The following is a 17081-nucleotide window of genomic DNA, read 5'->3' as shown; positions in this document are numbered from 1 at the left end:
GGCCGCGCATCCATACCCGTTATCGTTGTGCGGTATGCCTGTCTCCGGGTCGCTCCGGATGCGGGCAGGACCCGAATCGAAAGGACCCGGAGAGCTATGCCTCCCAAGAAGAAGAAGGTCACGGGGCTCATCAAGCTCCAGATCCAGGCCGGTGCCGCCAACCCGGCTCCGCCGGTCGGCCCCGCGCTGGGTCAGCACGGCGTCAACATCATGGAGTTCTGCAAGGCCTACAACGCCGCGACCGAGTCGCAGCGTGGCTGGGTCATCCCGGTGGAGATCACGGTCTACGAGGACCGCTCCTTCACCTTCATCACCAAGACGCCGCCGGCCGCCAAGATGATCCTCAAGGCCGCGGGCGTGGAGAAGGGCTCCGGCGAGCCGCACAAGACCAAGGTCGCGAAGATCACGCGTGACCAGGTCCGCGAGATCGCCACCACCAAGATGCCCGACCTCAACGCCAACGACCTGGACGCCGCCGAGAAGATCATCGCCGGCACCGCGCGTTCCATGGGCGTCACGGTCGAGGGCTGACCTCCACCCCCGTAAGCAAGCAGAAGTGGCAGGGCCTGCTCGGCCCGGACCACGACTCCTAAGAAGCCAACAGGAGCAGTAGTGAGCAAGCGCAGCAAGTCTCTCCGCGCTGCGGACGCCAAGGTCGACCGGGACAAGCTCTACGCCCCGCTCGAGGCCGTCCGTCTCGCCAAGGAGACCTCCACGACCAAGTTCGACGGCACCGTCGAGGTCGCCTTCCGCCTGGGTGTCGACCCGCGCAAGGCCGACCAGATGGTCCGTGGCACCGTGAACCTCCCGCACGGCACCGGCAAGACCGCCCGGGTCCTGGTCTTCGCGACCGGCGACCGTGCCGAGGCCGCGCGTGCCGCGGGCGCCGACATCGTCGGCGCCGACGAACTGATCGACGAGGTGTCGAAGGGCCGTCTGGACTTCGACGCCGTCGTCGCCACCCCGGACCTCATGGGCAAGGTCGGCCGCCTCGGCCGCGTGCTCGGTCCCCGTGGTCTCATGCCGAACCCCAAGACCGGCACCGTGACCCCGGACGTCGCCAAGGCTGTCAACGACATCAAGGGCGGCAAGATCGAGTTCCGCGTCGACAAGCACTCGAACCTGCACTTCATCATCGGCAAGACGTCGTTCGACGACACCAAGCTGGTGGAGAACTACGGCGCGGCGCTGGAGGAGATCCTCCGTCTGAAGCCGTCCGCCGCCAAGGGTCGCTACATCAAGAAGGCCGCCATCAGCACCACGATGGGCCCCGGCATTCCGGTCGACTCCAACCGCACCCGCAACCTCCTCGTCGAGGAGGACCCGGCCGCGGTCTGAGCCAACGGCTCGCCCAACCGGTTCACGGGCCCCGCACCTTCCGAGGTGCGGGGCCCGTCCCCGTTTCCGGACGGGGTTTTCCGGACTGGGGTTTTCCGATACGGGGGCCGGGCGGCTGGGCTAGCGTGCGGGCAGGTGACGCGCGCACAGGGGTGGGAGGACATGACGAGCACGACGGCACGCCGTACGGCCCTTTCGACCGCGGTGACGGCCGTGCTGGCGTGCCTGAGCGCCTGCGCCTCCTCCGGTGCCGCCGAGGGAGGTCCCGGCCCGTCGGCGGAGCCGCTGCGCGCCGTGGAGCGCGCCACCGGCCGGGCCGGCTCGGCCTGGGTCACCTCCACGACCGTCGTCGGCGACGAGCTGTCCCTCACGGCGGCCGGCGCCCTGAGCTGGGGCGACGGCGTCACCGGCTCCCTCACGCTCACCTACACCGGCGGGACGACGGCCGACGCGATGCGCCGGCTCGGCATCGCCTCCCTGGAGGCCCGCTACCTGCCCGACGCCTACTACGCGAAGATGGGCGACGCCTTCGCCGCCCGGGCGGACGGCAGGCACTGGATCAAGTACGCGTACGACGCCCTGGAGGGCCTCGGCGACGGCGCCGGCTTCGCGGACCGGATGCGCGAGACCGCCCCGGACGAGGCGGTGAAGCTGCTCCTCGCCTCCGACGACGTGCACGAGGTCGGCCGAGAGACGACGCGCGGCCGGCACACCACGCACTGGTCCGGCACGGTGGACGGCTCTCCCGGACGGACCGTCGACATCTGGGTCGACGGACAGGACCTGCTGGTGAAGAAGACCGAGCGGGGCCGGACGGAGCAGGGCGAGCTGTCCCAGACCGCCTACTACAGCGACTACGGCGTCCCCGTCCCCGTCGAGCGTCCCCCGGCCGCCGACACGGCGGACTTCACGGAGCTGCTGAAGACGCCGTCCGACGGTTCCTGACCCGGAAATCACAAGATCGGTAGAACCGTCTCGGACATCCCCGCGTCCTGGCTGTGTGTCGGCTGTTCATTTCCTGTGTCCCGTGGGGGGATCCATGACGAAGACTTCTGTGCGCGTGCCCGTGGGCGCGGGTCTGGCCGCGCTGCTGCTCGCCGCGGGCGCGGTGGGCTGTTCGAAGGACGAGGGGACGGACGCGTCCCCCGACATGACGCCGGCGGCGGCCGTGGCCAAGGCGGCGAAGAACACGGAGGACATCACCTCCCTCCGTTACCGTCTGACGGGCCGGGTTCCCGAGGAGGGCCGGGTCGAGGCCGAGGCCGAGATGCAGCTCAAGCCGACGGTCTCGATGGCCATGAAGATGAAGGCGCCCGACCGGGGGGCCGACGCGACCGCCGAGATCCGGCTCGTCGACAAGGCCCTCTACCTCAACGGCGGCACCGAGGCGGCCAAGGAGATGGACGGCAAGAGCTGGATCAAGTTCGACCTGGCCGCGATGGGCGCCGACAAGGAGCTCAACGGGCTCGGCAGCGCCTCCCAGGCCGACAAGAACCCGGCGGCCGAGTCCACCTTCCTCACCGGAGCCAAGGACGTGGAGAAGGTCGGCACCGAGACCGTCGACGGGGTGAAGACCACGCACTACAAGGGCACCGTCACCCTCGACGCCCTGGAGAAGTCCCTCGCGGAGGGGGACAAGGCCACCCAGGACCAGCGCCGCAAGAGCATCGAGCAGTACGAGAAGATGGGCGTCGACGAGCTCACGATGGACATGTGGGTCGACGGCGACGACCAGGCCAAGCAGTTCCGCATGCGCGGCGACGCCGACAAGGGCCCGCTGGACATGACCGTCACCTTCCTCGACTTCAACGAGCCCGTGAAGATCACCGCTCCGCCGGCCGGGGAGACGGCCGACCTGGCCGAGATGATGCAGGAGGACCAGGCGGGCTGAGGCCGGCCGGGTCGCCGTACGGGCGGATTTGCTTGACACTGCCCCGTTCACGTACGCTCCTACCGAAGCCAAAGACCGCTGGTCGTTGCCGTGTGCTCGTGAGAGGGCACGGTGGCCGAAGGATCCGCTGAACTGCGGACGACCCGCGTAGGTGACAGTGGATGAGCTCCCGGAGTTCGCGCCCCGTGCGCGTGCGGCCGGTCGAGCCACGCCCCGTGCGCCTGCGCCGGGGCGTTTCGTTTTCCCCAGACCTCCTTCGGGTCCGCGCGGTCCGAATCACCCGGAAGGAGGCCGAGGCTCTATGGCGACGCCCGAAAAGGCTGCCGCGGTTGCCGAGCTGACGGACAAGTTCCGCAGCTCCAACGCCGCCGTGCTGACCGAGTACCGCGGTCTCACCGTGGCGCAGCTCAAGACGCTGCGCCGGTCGCTCGGTGAGAACGCCCAGTACGCCGTGGTGAAGAACACGCTGACCAAGATTGCGGCCAATGAGGCCGGGATCACGCTCGACGACCAGCTCTTCGCTGGTCCGACGGCCGTCGCCTTCGTCACCGGTGACCCGGTGGAGTCGGCGAAGGGTCTGCGTGACTTCGCCAAGGACAACCCGAATCTCGTCATCAAGGGCGGTGTCCTTGACGGCAAGGCGATGTCCGCCGACGAGATCAAGAAGCTTGCGGACCTCGAGTCCCGCGAGGTTCTGCTCTCCAAGCTGGCGGGTGCCTTCAAGGGCAAGCAGTCCCAGACTGCTCAGCTCTTCCAGGCGCTTCCCTCGAAGCTCGTCCGCACCGTGGACGCGCTCCGTGCCAAGCAGGACGAGCAGGGCGGTGCCGAGTAATTCGGCTCGCTTTCCGGCTCTCGCCGCCTGAGGCGAGGGCCGACGCGGGCCCGACGTACGCCCGCCTCACCCCGTACATCCGGCACCTGCCGAATTAGTGGAAGGACCGCCATCATGGCGAAGCTCAGCCAGGAAGACCTGCTCGCCCAGTTCGAGGAGATGACCCTCATCGAGCTCTCCGAGTTCGTGAAGGCCTTCGAGGAGAAGTTCGACGTCACCGCCGCCGCCGCGGTCGCCGTCGCCGGCCCCGCCGCCCCGGGCGCCCCGGCCGAGGCCGCTGAGGAGAAGGACGAGTTCGACGTCATCCTCACCGGCGCCGGCGACAAGAAGATCCAGGTCATCAAGGTCGTGCGTGAGCTGACCTCCCTGGGTCTGAAGGAGGCCAAGGACCTCGTCGACGGCACCCCGAAGCCGGTCCTCGAGAAGGTCAACAAGGAGCAGGCCGACAAGGCCGCCGAGGCCCTCAAGGGCGCCGGCGCCTCGGTCGAGGTCAAGTAAGACCTCACGGGTCCCTCAGGGCCTGTAACGCGCAAGCGCCGAAGAGCGATCATCCATCCGGGTGGTCGCTCTTCGGCGTTCCGGGGGTCCGGCGGCGGCTGCCTTGCACGGGTCACGGCGGAGAGTATGGTGATCTTCGTTGTGCCGTCTCCGGGGCCCTGAGAGTCCCTGGACGGCAGCCGGTTTGGGCAAGGGGGGCCTTGACGAACCGCACGCAGCGCGCAATTCTCAGGACGCGTCGCCACAAGGATCCGAATCCGAGGCATGGATCCACGGCGAAGAGGGCAGTATCACGGTGCGTTGAGGGCTAGTCCTTGCCGCAGGTGGTGAGTACAACGAGGAGCGGACACGGTTCGGGAAACCCGCACTGGACATCAGTGTGCCAAGTGGCTACACTGACCCTTTGCGCTGCCTGTTAGCTGCCCCCTGCCCGTCACCAGGGGTCTACCCTCGCCCGAGCACTGACGACCAGAGCACGTCTGACCTGGCTCTTCAGCCACATCAGACACCCTTTGTCTCCGTGTGAGGAAGAGGGGCCGGTACGCGCGTAGTGAGTCCGAGCCCTCGGAAGGACCCCCTCTTGGCCGCCTCGCGCAATGCCTCGACCGCGAATACGAACAACGCTGCCAGCACCGCCCCGCTGCGCATCTCCTTTGCAAAGATCAAGGAGCCCCTCGAGGTTCCGAACCTTCTCGCGCTGCAGACCGAGAGCTTCGACTGGCTGCTCGGCAACGACGCGTGGAAGGCTCGCGTCGAGTCGGCTCTGGAGTCCGGTCACGACGTCCCCACCAAGTCCGGTCTGGAAGAGATCTTCGAGGAGATCTCCCCGATCGAGGACTTCTCCGGGTCGATGTCGCTGACGTTCCGCGACCACCGTTTCGAGCCTCCGAAGAACAGCATCGACGAGTGCAAGGAGCGCGACTTCACGTACGCGGCCCCGCTCTTCGTCACCGCCGAGTTCACCAACAACGAGACCGGCGAGATCAAGTCCCAGACCGTCTTCATGGGCGACTTCCCGCTCATGACGAACAAGGGCACCTTCGTCATCAACGGCACCGAGCGTGTCGTGGTGTCCCAGCTGGTCCGCTCGCCGGGCGTCTACTTCGACTCCTCCATCGACAAGACGTCCGACAAGGACATCTTCTCCGCCAAGATCATCCCGTCCCGGGGTGCCTGGTTGGAGATGGAGATCGACAAGCGCGACATGGTCGGTGTGCGCATCGACCGCAAGCGCAAGCAGTCCGTGACCGTCCTCCTCAAGGCCCTCGGTTGGACCACCGAGCAGATCCTCGAGGAGTTCGGCGAGTACGAGTCCATGCGCGCCACCCTGGAGAAGGACCACACCCAGGGCCAGGACGACGCGCTGCTCGACATCTACCGCAAGCTGCGTCCGGGCGAGCCCCCGACCCGTGAGGCCGCGCAGACGCTGCTCGAGAACCTCTACTTCAACCCGAAGCGCTACGACCTCGCCAAGGTCGGCCGCTACAAGGTGAACAAGAAGCTCGGCGCGGACGAGCCGCTGGACGCCGGCGTGCTCACCACCGACGACATCATCGCCACCATCAAGTACCTGGTGAAGCTGCACGCCGGTGAGACCGAGACGGTCGGCGAGTCGGGCCGTTCGATCATCGTCGAGACCGACGACATCGACCACTTCGGCAACCGCCGCATCCGCAACGTCGGCGAGCTGATCCAGAACCAGGTCCGTACGGGTCTCGCCCGTATGGAGCGGGTCGTGCGCGAGCGCATGACCACCCAGGACGTCGAGGCGATCACGCCGCAGACCCTGATCAACATCCGGCCGGTCGTCGCCTCCATCAAGGAGTTCTTCGGCACCAGCCAGCTGTCCCAGTTCATGGACCAGAACAACCCGCTGTCGGGGCTGACGCACAAGCGTCGTCTGAACGCCCTCGGCCCGGGTGGTCTCTCCCGTGAGCGGGCCGGCTTCGAGGTCCGCGACGTCCACCCGTCGCACTACGGCCGCATGTGCCCGATCGAGACGCCGGAAGGCCCGAACATCGGTCTGATCGGCTCGCTCGCCTCGTACGGCCGGATCAACCCGTTCGGTTTCATCGAGACGCCGTACCGCAAGGTCGTCGACGGCCAGGTCACCGACGAGGTGGACTACCTGACCGCCGACGAGGAGGACCGCTTCGTCATCGCGCAGGCCAACGCGCCGCTGACCGACGAGTTCCGCTTCGCCGAGAACCGCGTGCTGGTCCGCCGCCGCGGCGGCGAGGTCGACTACGTCCCCGGCGACGACGTGGACTACATGGACGTCTCGCCGCGCCAGATGGTGTCGGTCGCGACCGCCATGATCCCGTTCCTCGAGCACGACGACGCCAACCGTGCCCTCATGGGCGCGAACATGATGCGTCAGGCCGTGCCGCTCATCAAGAGCGAGTCGCCGCTCGTCGGCACCGGCATGGAGTACCGCTCCGCGGTCGACGCCGGCGACGTGGTCAAGGCCGAGAAGGCGGGTGTGGTCCAGGAGGTCTCCGCGGACTACATCACCACCACCAACGACGACGGCACGTACATCACGTACCGCCTGGCCAAGTTCGCCCGCTCCAACCAGGGCACCTCGGTCAACCAGAAGGTCATCGTCAACGAGGGCGACCGGGTCGTCGAGGGCCAGGTCCTCGCCGACGGTCCGGCCACCGAGAACGGCGAGATGGCGCTCGGCAAGAACCTGCTGGTCGCCTTCATGCCGTGGGAGGGTCACAACTACGAGGACGCGATCATCCTGTCGCAGCGCCTCGTGCAGGACGACGTCCTCTCCTCGATCCACATCGAGGAGCACGAGGTCGACGCCCGTGACACCAAGCTCGGCCCCGAGGAGATCACCCGGGACATCCCGAACGTCTCCGAGGAGGTCCTCGCCGACCTCGACGAGCGCGGCATCATCCGCATCGGTGCCGACGTCGTCGCCGGCGACATCCTCGTCGGCAAGGTCACGCCCAAGGGTGAGACCGAGCTGACCCCGGAGGAGCGCCTGCTGCGCGCGATCTTCGGTGAGAAGGCCCGTGAGGTCCGTGACACCTCGCTGAAGGTGCCGCACGGCGAGATCGGCAAGGTCATCGGCGTCCGCGTCTTCGACCGCGAGGAGGGCGACGAGCTTCCCCCCGGTGTGAACCAGCTGGTGCGCGTCTACGTCGCGCAGAAGCGCAAGATCACCGACGGTGACAAGCTCGCCGGCCGTCACGGCAACAAGGGTGTCATCTCCAAGATCCTGCCGATCGAGGACATGCCGTTCCTGGAGGACGGCACCCCGGTCGACATCATCCTCAACCCGCTGGGTGTCCCGTCCCGAATGAACCCGGGACAGGTCCTGGAGATCCACCTCGGCTGGCTCGCCAGCCGCGGCTGGGACGTCTCCGGCCTCGCGGAGGAGTGGGCGCAGCGCCTCCAGGCCATCGGCGCCGACAAGGTCGAGCCCGGCACCAACGTCGCCACCCCGGTCTTCGACGGTGCGCGTGAGGACGAGCTCGCGGGTCTGCTGCAGCACACCATCCCGAACCGCGACGGCGAGCGCATGGTGCTCCCGTCCGGCAAGGCGCGGCTGTTCGACGGCCGCAGCGGTGAGCCGTTCCCGGACCCGATCTCGGTCGGCTACATGTACATCCTCAAGCTGCACCACCTGGTCGACGACAAGCTGCACGCCCGCTCGACCGGCCCGTACTCGATGATCACCCAGCAGCCGCTGGGTGGTAAGGCCCAGTTCGGTGGCCAGCGCTTCGGTGAGATGGAGGTGTGGGCGCTGGAGGCTTACGGCGCCGCGTACGCCCTCCAGGAGCTGCTGACCATCAAGTCCGACGACGTCACCGGCCGCGTGAAGGTCTACGAGGCCATCGTCAAGGGCGAGAACATCCCTGAGCCCGGCATCCCCGAGTCCTTCAAGGTGCTCATCAAGGAGATGCAGTCCCTGTGCCTCAACGTGGAGGTGCTGTCCTCGGACGGCATGTCCATCGAGATGCGCGACACCGACGAGGACGTCTTCCGCGCTGCGGAGGAGCTCGGCATCGACCTGTCCCGGCGAGAGCCGAGCAGCGTCGAAGAGGTCTGACGGGAGTTTCGGCGGGCCTTGAGCGATCAAGGCCCGCCGGCCCCAGGACCCCCGTTTCAGACCCCAAGACTTACAACCCTGAGAGGGATTGACGCATAGTGCTCGACGTCAACTTCTTCGACGAGCTCCGGATCGGTCTGGCCACCGCTGACGACATCCGTCAGTGGAGCCACGGCGAGGTCAAGAAGCCCGAGACCATCAACTACCGCACCCTCAAGCCCGAGAAGGACGGACTCTTCTGCGAGAAGATCTTCGGTCCGACCCGGGACTGGGAGTGCTACTGCGGCAAGTACAAGCGCGTCCGCTTCAAGGGCATCATCTGTGAGCGCTGTGGCGTGGAGGTCACGCGCGCCAAGGTGCGCCGTGAGCGGATGGGCCACATCGAGCTCGCCGCCCCCGTCACCCACATCTGGTACTTCAAGGGCGTCCCGTCGCGCCTGGGCTACCTGCTGGACCTGGCGCCGAAGGACCTCGAGAAGGTCATCTACTTCGCCGCGTACATGATCACGTTCGTGGACGAGGAGCGCCGCACCCGCGACCTGCCGTCGCTGGAGGCCCACGTCTCCGTCGAGCGCCAGCAGATCGAGCAGCGCCGCGACGCCGACCTCGAGGCCCGCGCCAAGAAGCTCGAGACCGACCTGGCCGAGCTGGAGGCCGAGGGCGCCAAGGCCGACGTGCGCCGCAAGGTGCGCGAGGGTGCCGAGCGCGAGATGAAGCAGCTGCGCGACCGTGCGCAGCGCGAGATCGACCGCCTCGACGAGGTGTGGAACCGGTTCAAGAACCTCAAGGTCCAGGACCTCGAGGGCGACGAGCTGCTCTACCGCGAGCTGCGCGACCGCTTCGGCACCTACTTCGACGGCTCGATGGGCGCCGCCGCGCTGCAGAAGCGCCTGGAGTCCTTCGACCTCGAGGAGGAGGCCGAGCGCCTCCGCGAGATCATCCGCACCGGCAAGGGCCAGAAGAAGACCCGTGCGCTCAAGCGCCTCAAGGTCGTCTCCGCGTTCCTGCAGACCAGCAACAGCCCCAAGGGCATGGTGCTCGACTGCGTGCCGGTCATCCCGCCGGACCTGCGTCCGATGGTGCAGCTGGACGGTGGCCGCTTCGCGACCTCCGACCTGAACGACCTGTACCGCCGCGTCATCAACCGCAACAACCGCCTGAAGCGGCTTCTCGACCTCGGCGCGCCCGAGATCATCGTGAACAACGAGAAGCGCATGCTCCAGGAGGCCGTCGACGCGCTCTTCGACAACGGCCGTCGCGGTCGCCCGGTCACCGGTCCCGGCAACCGCCCGCTGAAGTCCCTCAGCGACATGCTCAAGGGCAAGCAGGGTCGTTTCCGTCAGAACCTGCTCGGTAAGCGTGTGGACTACTCCGCGCGTTCCGTCATCGTCGTCGGCCCGCAGCTGAAGCTGCACCAGTGCGGCCTGCCCAAGGCCATGGCGCTGGAGCTCTTCAAGCCGTTCGTGATGAAGCGCCTGGTCGACCTGAACCACGCGCAGAACATCAAGAGCGCCAAGCGCATGGTCGAGCGCGGCCGCACGGTCGTGTACGACGTGCTGGAAGAGGTCATCGCGGAGCACCCGGTTCTGCTGAACCGTGCGCCCACGCTGCACCGCCTCGGCATCCAGGCCTTCGAGCCGCAGCTGGTCGAGGGCAAGGCCATCCAGATCCACCCGCTCGTCTGCACCGCGTTCAACGCGGACTTCGACGGTGACCAGATGGCCGTGCACCTGCCGCTGTCCGCGGAGGCGCAGGCCGAGGCCCGCATCCTGATGCTGTCCTCGAACAACATCCTCAAGCCGGCCGACGGCCGTCCGGTGACGATGCCGACCCAGGACATGGTCCTCGGTCTGTTCTTCCTCACCACCGACGGCGAGGGCCGCGACCTCAAGGGCGAGGGCCGTGCCTTCGGTTCCGCCGCCGAGGCGATCATGGCGTTCGACGCGGGCGACCTGTCGCTCCAGTCGAAGGTCGACATCCGCTTCCCGGTGGGCACCATCCCGCCCCGCGGCTGGGAGCCCCCGGCGCGCGAGGAGGGCGAGCCGGAGTGGCAGCAGGGTGACACCTTCACCCTGAAGACCACGCTGGGCCGCGCGCTCTTCAACGAGCTGCTGCCCGAGGACTACCCGTTCGTCGACTACGAGGTCGGCAAGAAGCAGCTCTCCGAGATCGTCAACGACCTCGCCGAGCGCTACCCGAAGGTCATCGTGGCGGCGACGCTCGACAACCTGAAGGCGGCCGGCTTCTACTGGGCGACCCGTTCCGGCGTCACCGTGGCCATCTCCGACGTCGTCGTTCCCGAGGCGAAGAAGGAGATCGTCAAGGGCTACGAGGCGCAGGACGAGAAGGTCCAGAAGCAGTACGAGCGCGGTCTGATCACCAAGGACGAGCGCACGCAGGAGCTCATCGCGATCTGGACCAAGGCGACCAACGAGGTCGCCGAGGCGATGAACGACAACTTCCCGAAGACCAACCCGATCTTCATGATGGTGAACTCGGGTGCACGAGGCAACATGATGCAGATGCGTCAGATCGCCGGTATGCGTGGTCTGGTGTCGAACGCGAAGAACGAGACGATCCCGCGTCCGATCAAGGCGTCGTTCCGTGAGGGTCTGTCCGTTCTGGAGTACTTCATCTCCACGCACGGTGCCCGTAAGGGTCTGGCGGACACCGCTCTGCGTACCGCCGACTCGGGTTACCTCACCCGTCGTCTGGTCGACGTCTCCCAGGACGTCATCATCCGCGAGGAGGACTGCGGCACCGAGCGCGGTCTGAAGCTGCGGATCGCCGAGCGCGGCGAGGACGGTGTCCTGCGCAAGGCGGACGACGTCGAGACCAGCGTGTACGCCCGCATGCTCGCCGAGGACGTCGTCATCGACGGCAAGGTGATCGCGCCGGCCAACGTCGACCTCGGTGACGTGCTCATCGACCAGCTGGTGCGCCACGGTGTCGAGGAGGTCAAGACCCGCTCGATCCTGACCTGCGAGTCCCAGGTCGGCACCTGCGCCATGTGCTACGGCCGCTCCCTGGCCACCGGCAAGCTGGTCGACATCGGTGAGGCGGTCGGCATCATCGCCGCCCAGTCCATCGGTGAGCCCGGCACCCAGCTGACGATGCGTACCTTCCACACCGGTGGTGTGGCCGGTGACGACATCACCCAGGGTCTGCCCCGTGTCGTCGAGCTCTTCGAGGCCCGTACCCCGAAGGGTGTCGCCCCGATCTCCGAGGCCTCCGGCCGCGTGCGGATCGAGGAGACCGAGAAGACCAAGAAGATCGTCGTCACCCCGGACGACGGCAGCGACGAGACGGCCTACCCGATCTCGAAGCGCGCCCGTCTGCTGGTGTCCGAGGGCGAGCACGTCGAGGTGGGCCAGAAGCTCACCGTGGGTGCCACCAACCCGCACGACGTGCTGCGCATCCTGGGTCAGCGCGCCGTCCAGGTCCACCTGGTCGGCGAGGTCCAGAAGGTCTACAACTCGCAGGGCGTGTCGATCCACGACAAGCACATCGAGATCATCATCCGGCAGATGCTGCGCCGCGTGACGATCATCGAGTCCGGCGACGCCGAGCTGCTGCCCGGCGAGCTGGTCGAGCGGTCGAAGTTCGAGACCGAGAACCGTCGTGTGGTCCAGGAGGGCGGTCACCCGGCCTCCGGTCGTCCGCAGCTGATGGGTATCACCAAGGCCTCGCTGGCGACGGAGTCCTGGCTGTCGGCCGCCTCCTTCCAGGAGACGACCCGAGTCCTGACGGACGCGGCGATCAACGCCAAGTCCGACAGCCTCATCGGCCTCAAGGAGAACGTCATCATCGGTAAGCTCATCCCGGCCGGTACGGGTCTGTCCCGCTACCGCAACATCCGGGTCGAGCCGACCGAGGAGGCCAAGGCCGCGATGTACTCGGCCGTCGGCTACGACGACATCGACTACTCGCCGTTCGGCACGGGCTCCGGCCAGGCCGTTCCGCTGGAGGACTACGACTACGGTCCGTACAACCAGTAAGCGAGTCGCCTGATACGGCTGCTACGACCGAAGGGCGGTCACCCCGTGCGGGTGGCCGCCCTTCGGCGTGCCGCCTCCCCGGTTGCTGGGGTGCGGGGCACCTGGGGGAAATGTGCCTGACAAAGAGTCCGTGCCGAACAACCTGCTCGTCTCCGGAGTCGCCGCACTCGTTCTCAACCTGCTGATCCGGGGCGGGGCGGGCAGCTTTTTCATGTTCATGTGGGAATTCGCGGGGAGGGCCTCGACCTGCGGTCCGCGTACCGGTGTGCCGTGCCCGGAGGGCACCGGGTACGGACTGGCGGGGCCGTGGGTGGCGCTCGCCGCCGTGCTGGCACTGCTCGCCCACCTGTGGCGGGAGGGCGTCCGAGGACCCATGCCGGCCGCCGCCGCGCCCTTTGTCCCGGGCACGGTCCTCGGGGCCCGCTTCCTGTGGTCCGCCGCGTTCGTCGCCGACACGGCCCAGAGCCGGGTGACCATGGCCGTCATCGGCCTGCTGAGCGCCCTGCTGCTCGGTGTCGTGTACGGACGCCGGCTGATTCGCCGGTGGGGCACCGCGCTGCTGCTGTGGGGAGTGCGGCTGGACCGTGGCGGTCCGGTGCCGGCCTCGGGGCCCGTGCAGGCGAGCGCCCGCAACGTCCTTCTCGCGTTGAGCCTGACGGGCACGGTGCTCGGCTGCACCGCCGGGGTGGCGCTGGTCTGACCGCCGCCGTTACGGCACGCCCAGTTCGAAGATGACGTAGTGCGCGTACCAGCCCGACGCGATCGCCGCCGTCGTGAAGAAGACCGTCAGGCTCGGCAGCTTCAGGCGGGCGAGGGCCGCTGCCGGGGCGAGGAGGAGGGGGAAGGCGGGGAGCAGGTAGCGCATGGTGTTGCCGAACATCTGCTGGGTGCCCAGGACCGTGATGATCGACGCCAGGGTGTAGGCGACCAGCACCAGCGGGGGCTTCTTGCGCAGCATCAGGGCGATCAGGAAGGGCAGCGCCAGGACCAGCTGGAGGGAGAGCAGGTCGGGGGTGGAGAAGGCGAAGACGTAGTCGCCCCGGCCCACCGCCAGGTTGCGCAGCACGTCCAGGGTGTAGGCGCCGTAGTCGAAGAAGTGCGCCCAGCCCTCGCGCTGGAGGATGAAGTACGCCGAGGGGTCACCGGTGCTCCAGCCGACCCAGGCGACGTAGGACAGCAGGCCCAGCGGGGCGATGACCATGGCGTACAGCGGGCCCCGGACACCGTGTTCGCGCCGGCTCGCGGGGCGGGCCAGGGTCACCAGCGCGGCGAGTCCCACGGCGCCGATGAGCACGGCGGACGTGGGGCGGTTCAGGCCCGCGGTGAAGGCCAGCAGGCCGGCCGCGACCCAGCGGCGGGTCATCACGGCGTAGCAGGCCCAGGCGGCGAGCGCGACGAACACGGACTCGGAGTACACCGCCCACTCGACGCCCGCGCCCGGCGCCACGGCCCACAGCCCCGCGGCGACGGTGCCCGCCCGGGCCCCGGCGATCAGGCGGACCACGGCGTAGATGCCCGCGGCGGCGACGAACGAGGCCAGGACGGAGACCAGGATCCCGGAGCCGTACAGGCCGAGTCCGGTGGCCTCCGAGACCATGCGGATCAGGGCCGGGTAGAGCGGGAAGAACGCCACCGAGTTCTGCTGGACGGTGAACAGGCCGTCGGAGTCGAGCCGTACCAGTGAGGGGTGGTAGCCGTGCTCGGCGACCTGGAGGTACCACCAGCCGTCCCAGGTGGCCAGGACGTCCCACCAGTGGGCGCCGCCGCCGAAGCGCGGCTTCTTGTCGTGGTAGTCCCCGGCGTACTCCAGCAGGGAGGCGAAGACGGTGAGGCCGACGAGTTTGGCGACGCCGTACAGGGCGAGCGCGGGCAGGTACGGGCGGGCGCCGGGTGGCAGGGTGAGGCGCCTGCTCCACGCGGGCCGTCGGCCGTCCCAGGCCGCCCTTGCCCGGTCCAGGGCACCGGTACCGGGCCGGGGCCCGGCCGTCTCGCGGTGTTCGCCGGGCAGCCCGTGTCGCGCGCCGGCCGACGCGTCGGTCGCCGTGCCGTCGGCAGCCGTGTCCATGGCTGTCATCCCCTCGGTCCGCCCTCTACGAGCAATCGCTGCCATAAGATCGCACAAGAGTCGCACATCTGTGCTCTGCGACAGGGGGGCGAGGGGAGGGCCGGTGTCCGAGGAACGGGACGAGCCGATCGTGCTGTCGGTCGTCATACCCATGTACAACGAGGAAGAGGCCCTGCCCGCGCTGGTCAGCAGGCTGCGGCCGGTCCTGACGGAGCTGGGCGTCGCCCACGAGGTCGTCGCGGTGGACGACGGCAGCGTCGACCGCACCGCGGAGCTGCTCGCCGCCTTCCGGCTCGGCTGGCCGGAGCTGCGCGTGATCGCGCTGCGGCGCAATTCCGGCCACCAGGCCGCCCTCACCGCCGGACTGGACCGGGCGGCCGGGGCCTACGTGGTGAGTCTGGACGCCGACCTCCAGGACCCGCCGGAGAAGATCCCCGACATGCTGGCGCTGGCCCGCGCCGAGAACCTCGACATCGTCTACGGCGTCCGGGACGACCGCAGCAGCGACACCGGGTTCAAGCGCTGGACCGCGGGCGTCTACTACCGGCTCATGCGCCGCCTGGCCGGCCCCTCGGTCCCCGCGCAGGCGGGCGACTTCCGGCTGCTCAGCCGGGCCGCGGTGGACGCGCTGAAGGCCCTGCCGGACCAGCAGCGGGTCTACCGCCTCCTCGTGCCCTGGCTGGGTTTCCCGAGCGGCCGGGTCACCTACCAGCGCGCGCCGCGCACCGCGGGCCGCACGAAGTACCCGCTGGGCCGGATGATCCGCCTCGCGGTCGACAGCGTCACCGGCTTCTCCGCGGCCCCGCTGCGCATCGCCACCTGGCTGGGCGTCGGCGCCTTCCTGGTCTGTCTGGGTCTGCTCGTCTACACGCTGACCGCCTACGCCCTGGGCCACACGGTGCCCGGCTGGACCTCGCTCTTCACGGGGATCGTGTTCATCGGGGCCGTCCAGCTGGTCTGCGTGGGCCTGCTCGGCGAGTACGTCGGCCGGATCTACACGGCGGTGCAGAACAGGCCCACGTACTTCGTCCGGCACGACACGGCGGCCGGGCGGTCCGGGCCCGGCGCCGAGTCCGCGGCCGCGTCGCCCGCGACCGCGGCGCCCGAAGCCGCCGGGTCCGCGACCGCGGAGTCCGCCGGCGCCGCGGACTCCGGGGCCCCCGCCGACCAGGGCGGGGCACGGGTCCCGGTGCCGCGTACCTGAGCGGTCGAGCGGTCGTCCGGCACCCGGGCGGGGCCGGACGCGGATCGGGTGAAAGCGGTGCGAGCCGGATGCCGCCGTCGGTGTCGCCCATTTGTTTTGACCGCAGCGAATGCGGTAGGTACGCTCAGACCTTGTGCCTGGGGTGTGCCCTGGCCTTCGTGCGTGCCTTCAACCGCACCGGAGGCCGTGAGCGGCCACCGCAATCCGCGCCTCTTTCCGTCCTCGCGGCGAGAGTCCGCAGGTTCGACACACCCGACCGCGTGGGTCGGTGACGTTCCAGGTTAGCTTCACCATTCGGCACACAGAAACCGGAGAAGTAGTGCCTACGATCCAGCAGCTGGTCCGTAAGGGCCGGCAGGACAAGGTCGAGAAGAACAAGACGCCCGCACTCGAGGGTTCGCCCCAGCGTCGTGGCGTCTGCACGCGTGTGTTCACGACCACCCCGAAGAAGCCGAACTCGGCCCTGCGTAAGGTCGCGCGTGTGCGTCTGACCAGCGGTATCGAGGTCACTGCTTACATTCCGGGTGAGGGACACAACCTGCAGGAGCACTCCATCGTGCTCGTGCGCGGCGGCCGTGTGAAGGACCTGCCGGGTGTTCGCTACAAGATCATCCGCGGCTCGCTCGACACCCAGGGTGTCAAGAACCGCAAGCAGGCCCGCAGCCGCTACGGCGCCAAGAAGGAGAAGTAAGAATGCCTCGTAAGGGCCCCGCCCCGAAGCGCCCGGTCATCATCGACCCGGTCTACGGTTCTCCTCTGGTGACCTCCCTGATCAACAAGGTGCTGCTGAACGGCAAGCGCTCCACCGCCGAGCGCATCGTCTACGGTGCCATGGAGGGTCTGCGTGAGAAGACGGGCAACGACCCGGTCATCACGCTGAAGCGCGCGCTCGAGAACATCAAGCCGACCCTCGAGGTCAAGTCCCGCCGTGTCGGTGGCGCCACCTACCAGGTGCCGATCGAGGTCAAGCCCGGTCGCGCCAACACGCTCGCGCTGCGCTGGCTCGTCGGTTACTCCCGCGCCCGTCGCGAGAAGACCATGACCGAGCGTCTGCTCAACGAGCTCCTCGACGCCTCCAACGGCCTCGGCGCCGCTGTGAAGAAGCGCGAGGACACGCACAAGATGGCCGAGTCCAACAAGGCCTTCGCGCACTACCGCTGGTAGTCGCTACCCACATCGAGACCGAGAG

The 17081-nt window shown here is 68.3% G+C and carries 13 protein-coding genes; 12 read left to right on the top strand and 1 reads right to left on the bottom strand.

The features are described 5' to 3' along the window. The first annotated feature begins 96 nt into the window (after nucleotides 1–96). The 9 genes from rplK to ACIRFH_RS03160 all read left to right on the top strand — a co-directional run bounded on the left by rplK (nucleotide 97) and on the right by ACIRFH_RS03160 (nucleotide 13323). On the top strand, nucleotides 97–531 hold the full coding sequence (rplK, locus tag ACIRFH_RS03200; RefSeq protein ID WP_006130605.1) for a 50S ribosomal protein L11: 435 nt from the start codon (nucleotides 97–99) through the stop codon (nucleotides 529–531). Nucleotides 532–612: 81 nt separating this feature from the next. Then, nucleotides 613–1338 (top strand): 50S ribosomal protein L1, encoded by a 726-nt coding sequence (gene rplA, locus ACIRFH_RS03195; protein ID WP_077796786.1) that lies wholly within the window; start codon nucleotides 613–615, stop codon nucleotides 1336–1338. Nucleotides 1339–1500: 162 nt separating this feature from the next. Further along, nucleotides 1501–2283, top strand: coding sequence for a hypothetical protein (locus ACIRFH_RS03190; RefSeq protein WP_403516818.1), 783 nt, complete (start codon nucleotides 1501–1503; stop codon nucleotides 2281–2283). A 94-nt stretch (nucleotides 2284–2377) separates the two neighbouring features. Beyond that, a complete protein-coding gene (locus ACIRFH_RS03185; RefSeq protein ID WP_403516817.1) occupies nucleotides 2378–3229 on the top strand; it encodes a DUF1396 domain-containing protein in 852 nt (283 codons plus the stop codon). Between the two features lie 301 nt (nucleotides 3230–3530). Next, entirely contained in the window at nucleotides 3531–4061 is a 531-nt protein-coding gene (rplJ, locus tag ACIRFH_RS03180; RefSeq protein WP_003974311.1) for a 50S ribosomal protein L10, read from the top strand. A gap of 114 nt (nucleotides 4062–4175) precedes the next feature. Further along, nucleotides 4176–4559, top strand: coding sequence for a 50S ribosomal protein L7/L12 (rplL, locus tag ACIRFH_RS03175; RefSeq protein WP_403516816.1), 384 nt, complete (start codon nucleotides 4176–4178; stop codon nucleotides 4557–4559). Nucleotides 4560–5139: 580 nt separating this feature from the next. Then, nucleotides 5140–8625: a DNA-directed RNA polymerase subunit beta gene (gene rpoB, locus ACIRFH_RS03170; protein ID WP_403516815.1), complete on the top strand. Its 3486-nt coding sequence runs from the start codon at nucleotides 5140–5142 to the stop codon at nucleotides 8623–8625. Nucleotides 8626–8723: 98 nt separating this feature from the next. Then, entirely contained in the window at nucleotides 8724–12623 is a 3900-nt protein-coding gene (locus tag ACIRFH_RS03165) for a DNA-directed RNA polymerase subunit beta' (protein ID WP_403516814.1), read from the top strand. A 130-nt stretch (nucleotides 12624–12753) separates the two neighbouring features. Then, complete coding sequence (locus tag ACIRFH_RS03160; protein WP_403516813.1) at nucleotides 12754–13323, top strand: hypothetical protein; 570 nt, start codon at nucleotides 12754–12756, stop codon at nucleotides 13321–13323. A 9-nt stretch (nucleotides 13324–13332) separates the two neighbouring features. On the opposite strand, the gene ACIRFH_RS03155 is transcribed toward ACIRFH_RS03160, so the two are convergent. Beyond that, complete coding sequence (locus ACIRFH_RS03155) at nucleotides 13333–14688, bottom strand: hypothetical protein (RefSeq protein WP_403516812.1); 1356 nt, start codon at nucleotides 14686–14688, stop codon at nucleotides 13333–13335. A 151-nt stretch (nucleotides 14689–14839) separates the two neighbouring features. Between ACIRFH_RS03155 and ACIRFH_RS03150 the strand changes: the two genes are divergently transcribed. From ACIRFH_RS03150 to rpsG, 3 genes are all read left to right on the top strand, one after another. After that, nucleotides 14840–15892 carry a glycosyltransferase family 2 protein gene (locus tag ACIRFH_RS03150; protein WP_403516956.1) on the top strand — a complete coding sequence of 351 codons (1053 nt, stop codon included), beginning with the start codon at nucleotides 14840–14842 and terminating at the stop codon, nucleotides 15890–15892. Between the two features lie 319 nt (nucleotides 15893–16211). Beyond that, the gene (rpsL, locus tag ACIRFH_RS03145) at nucleotides 16212–16583 is read left to right on the top strand and encodes a 30S ribosomal protein S12 (RefSeq protein WP_003948652.1); all 372 of its coding nucleotides are present in this window, start codon (nucleotides 16212–16214) and stop codon (nucleotides 16581–16583) included. Nucleotides 16584–16585: 2 nt separating this feature from the next. Further along, nucleotides 16586–17056, top strand: a complete 471-nt coding sequence (rpsG, locus tag ACIRFH_RS03140) for a 30S ribosomal protein S7 (protein WP_003974303.1) — start codon at nucleotides 16586–16588, stop codon at nucleotides 17054–17056. Nucleotides 17057–17081 lie beyond the last annotated feature (25 nt).

The sequence above is a fragment of the Streptomyces sp. NPDC093586 genome, from assembly GCF_044764905.1.
Classification (GTDB): domain Bacteria; phylum Actinomycetota; class Actinomycetes; order Streptomycetales; family Streptomycetaceae; genus Streptomyces.
Note: the sequence above shows the minus strand (reverse complement) of the source record. Positions and strands in the feature narration are given on the sequence as shown.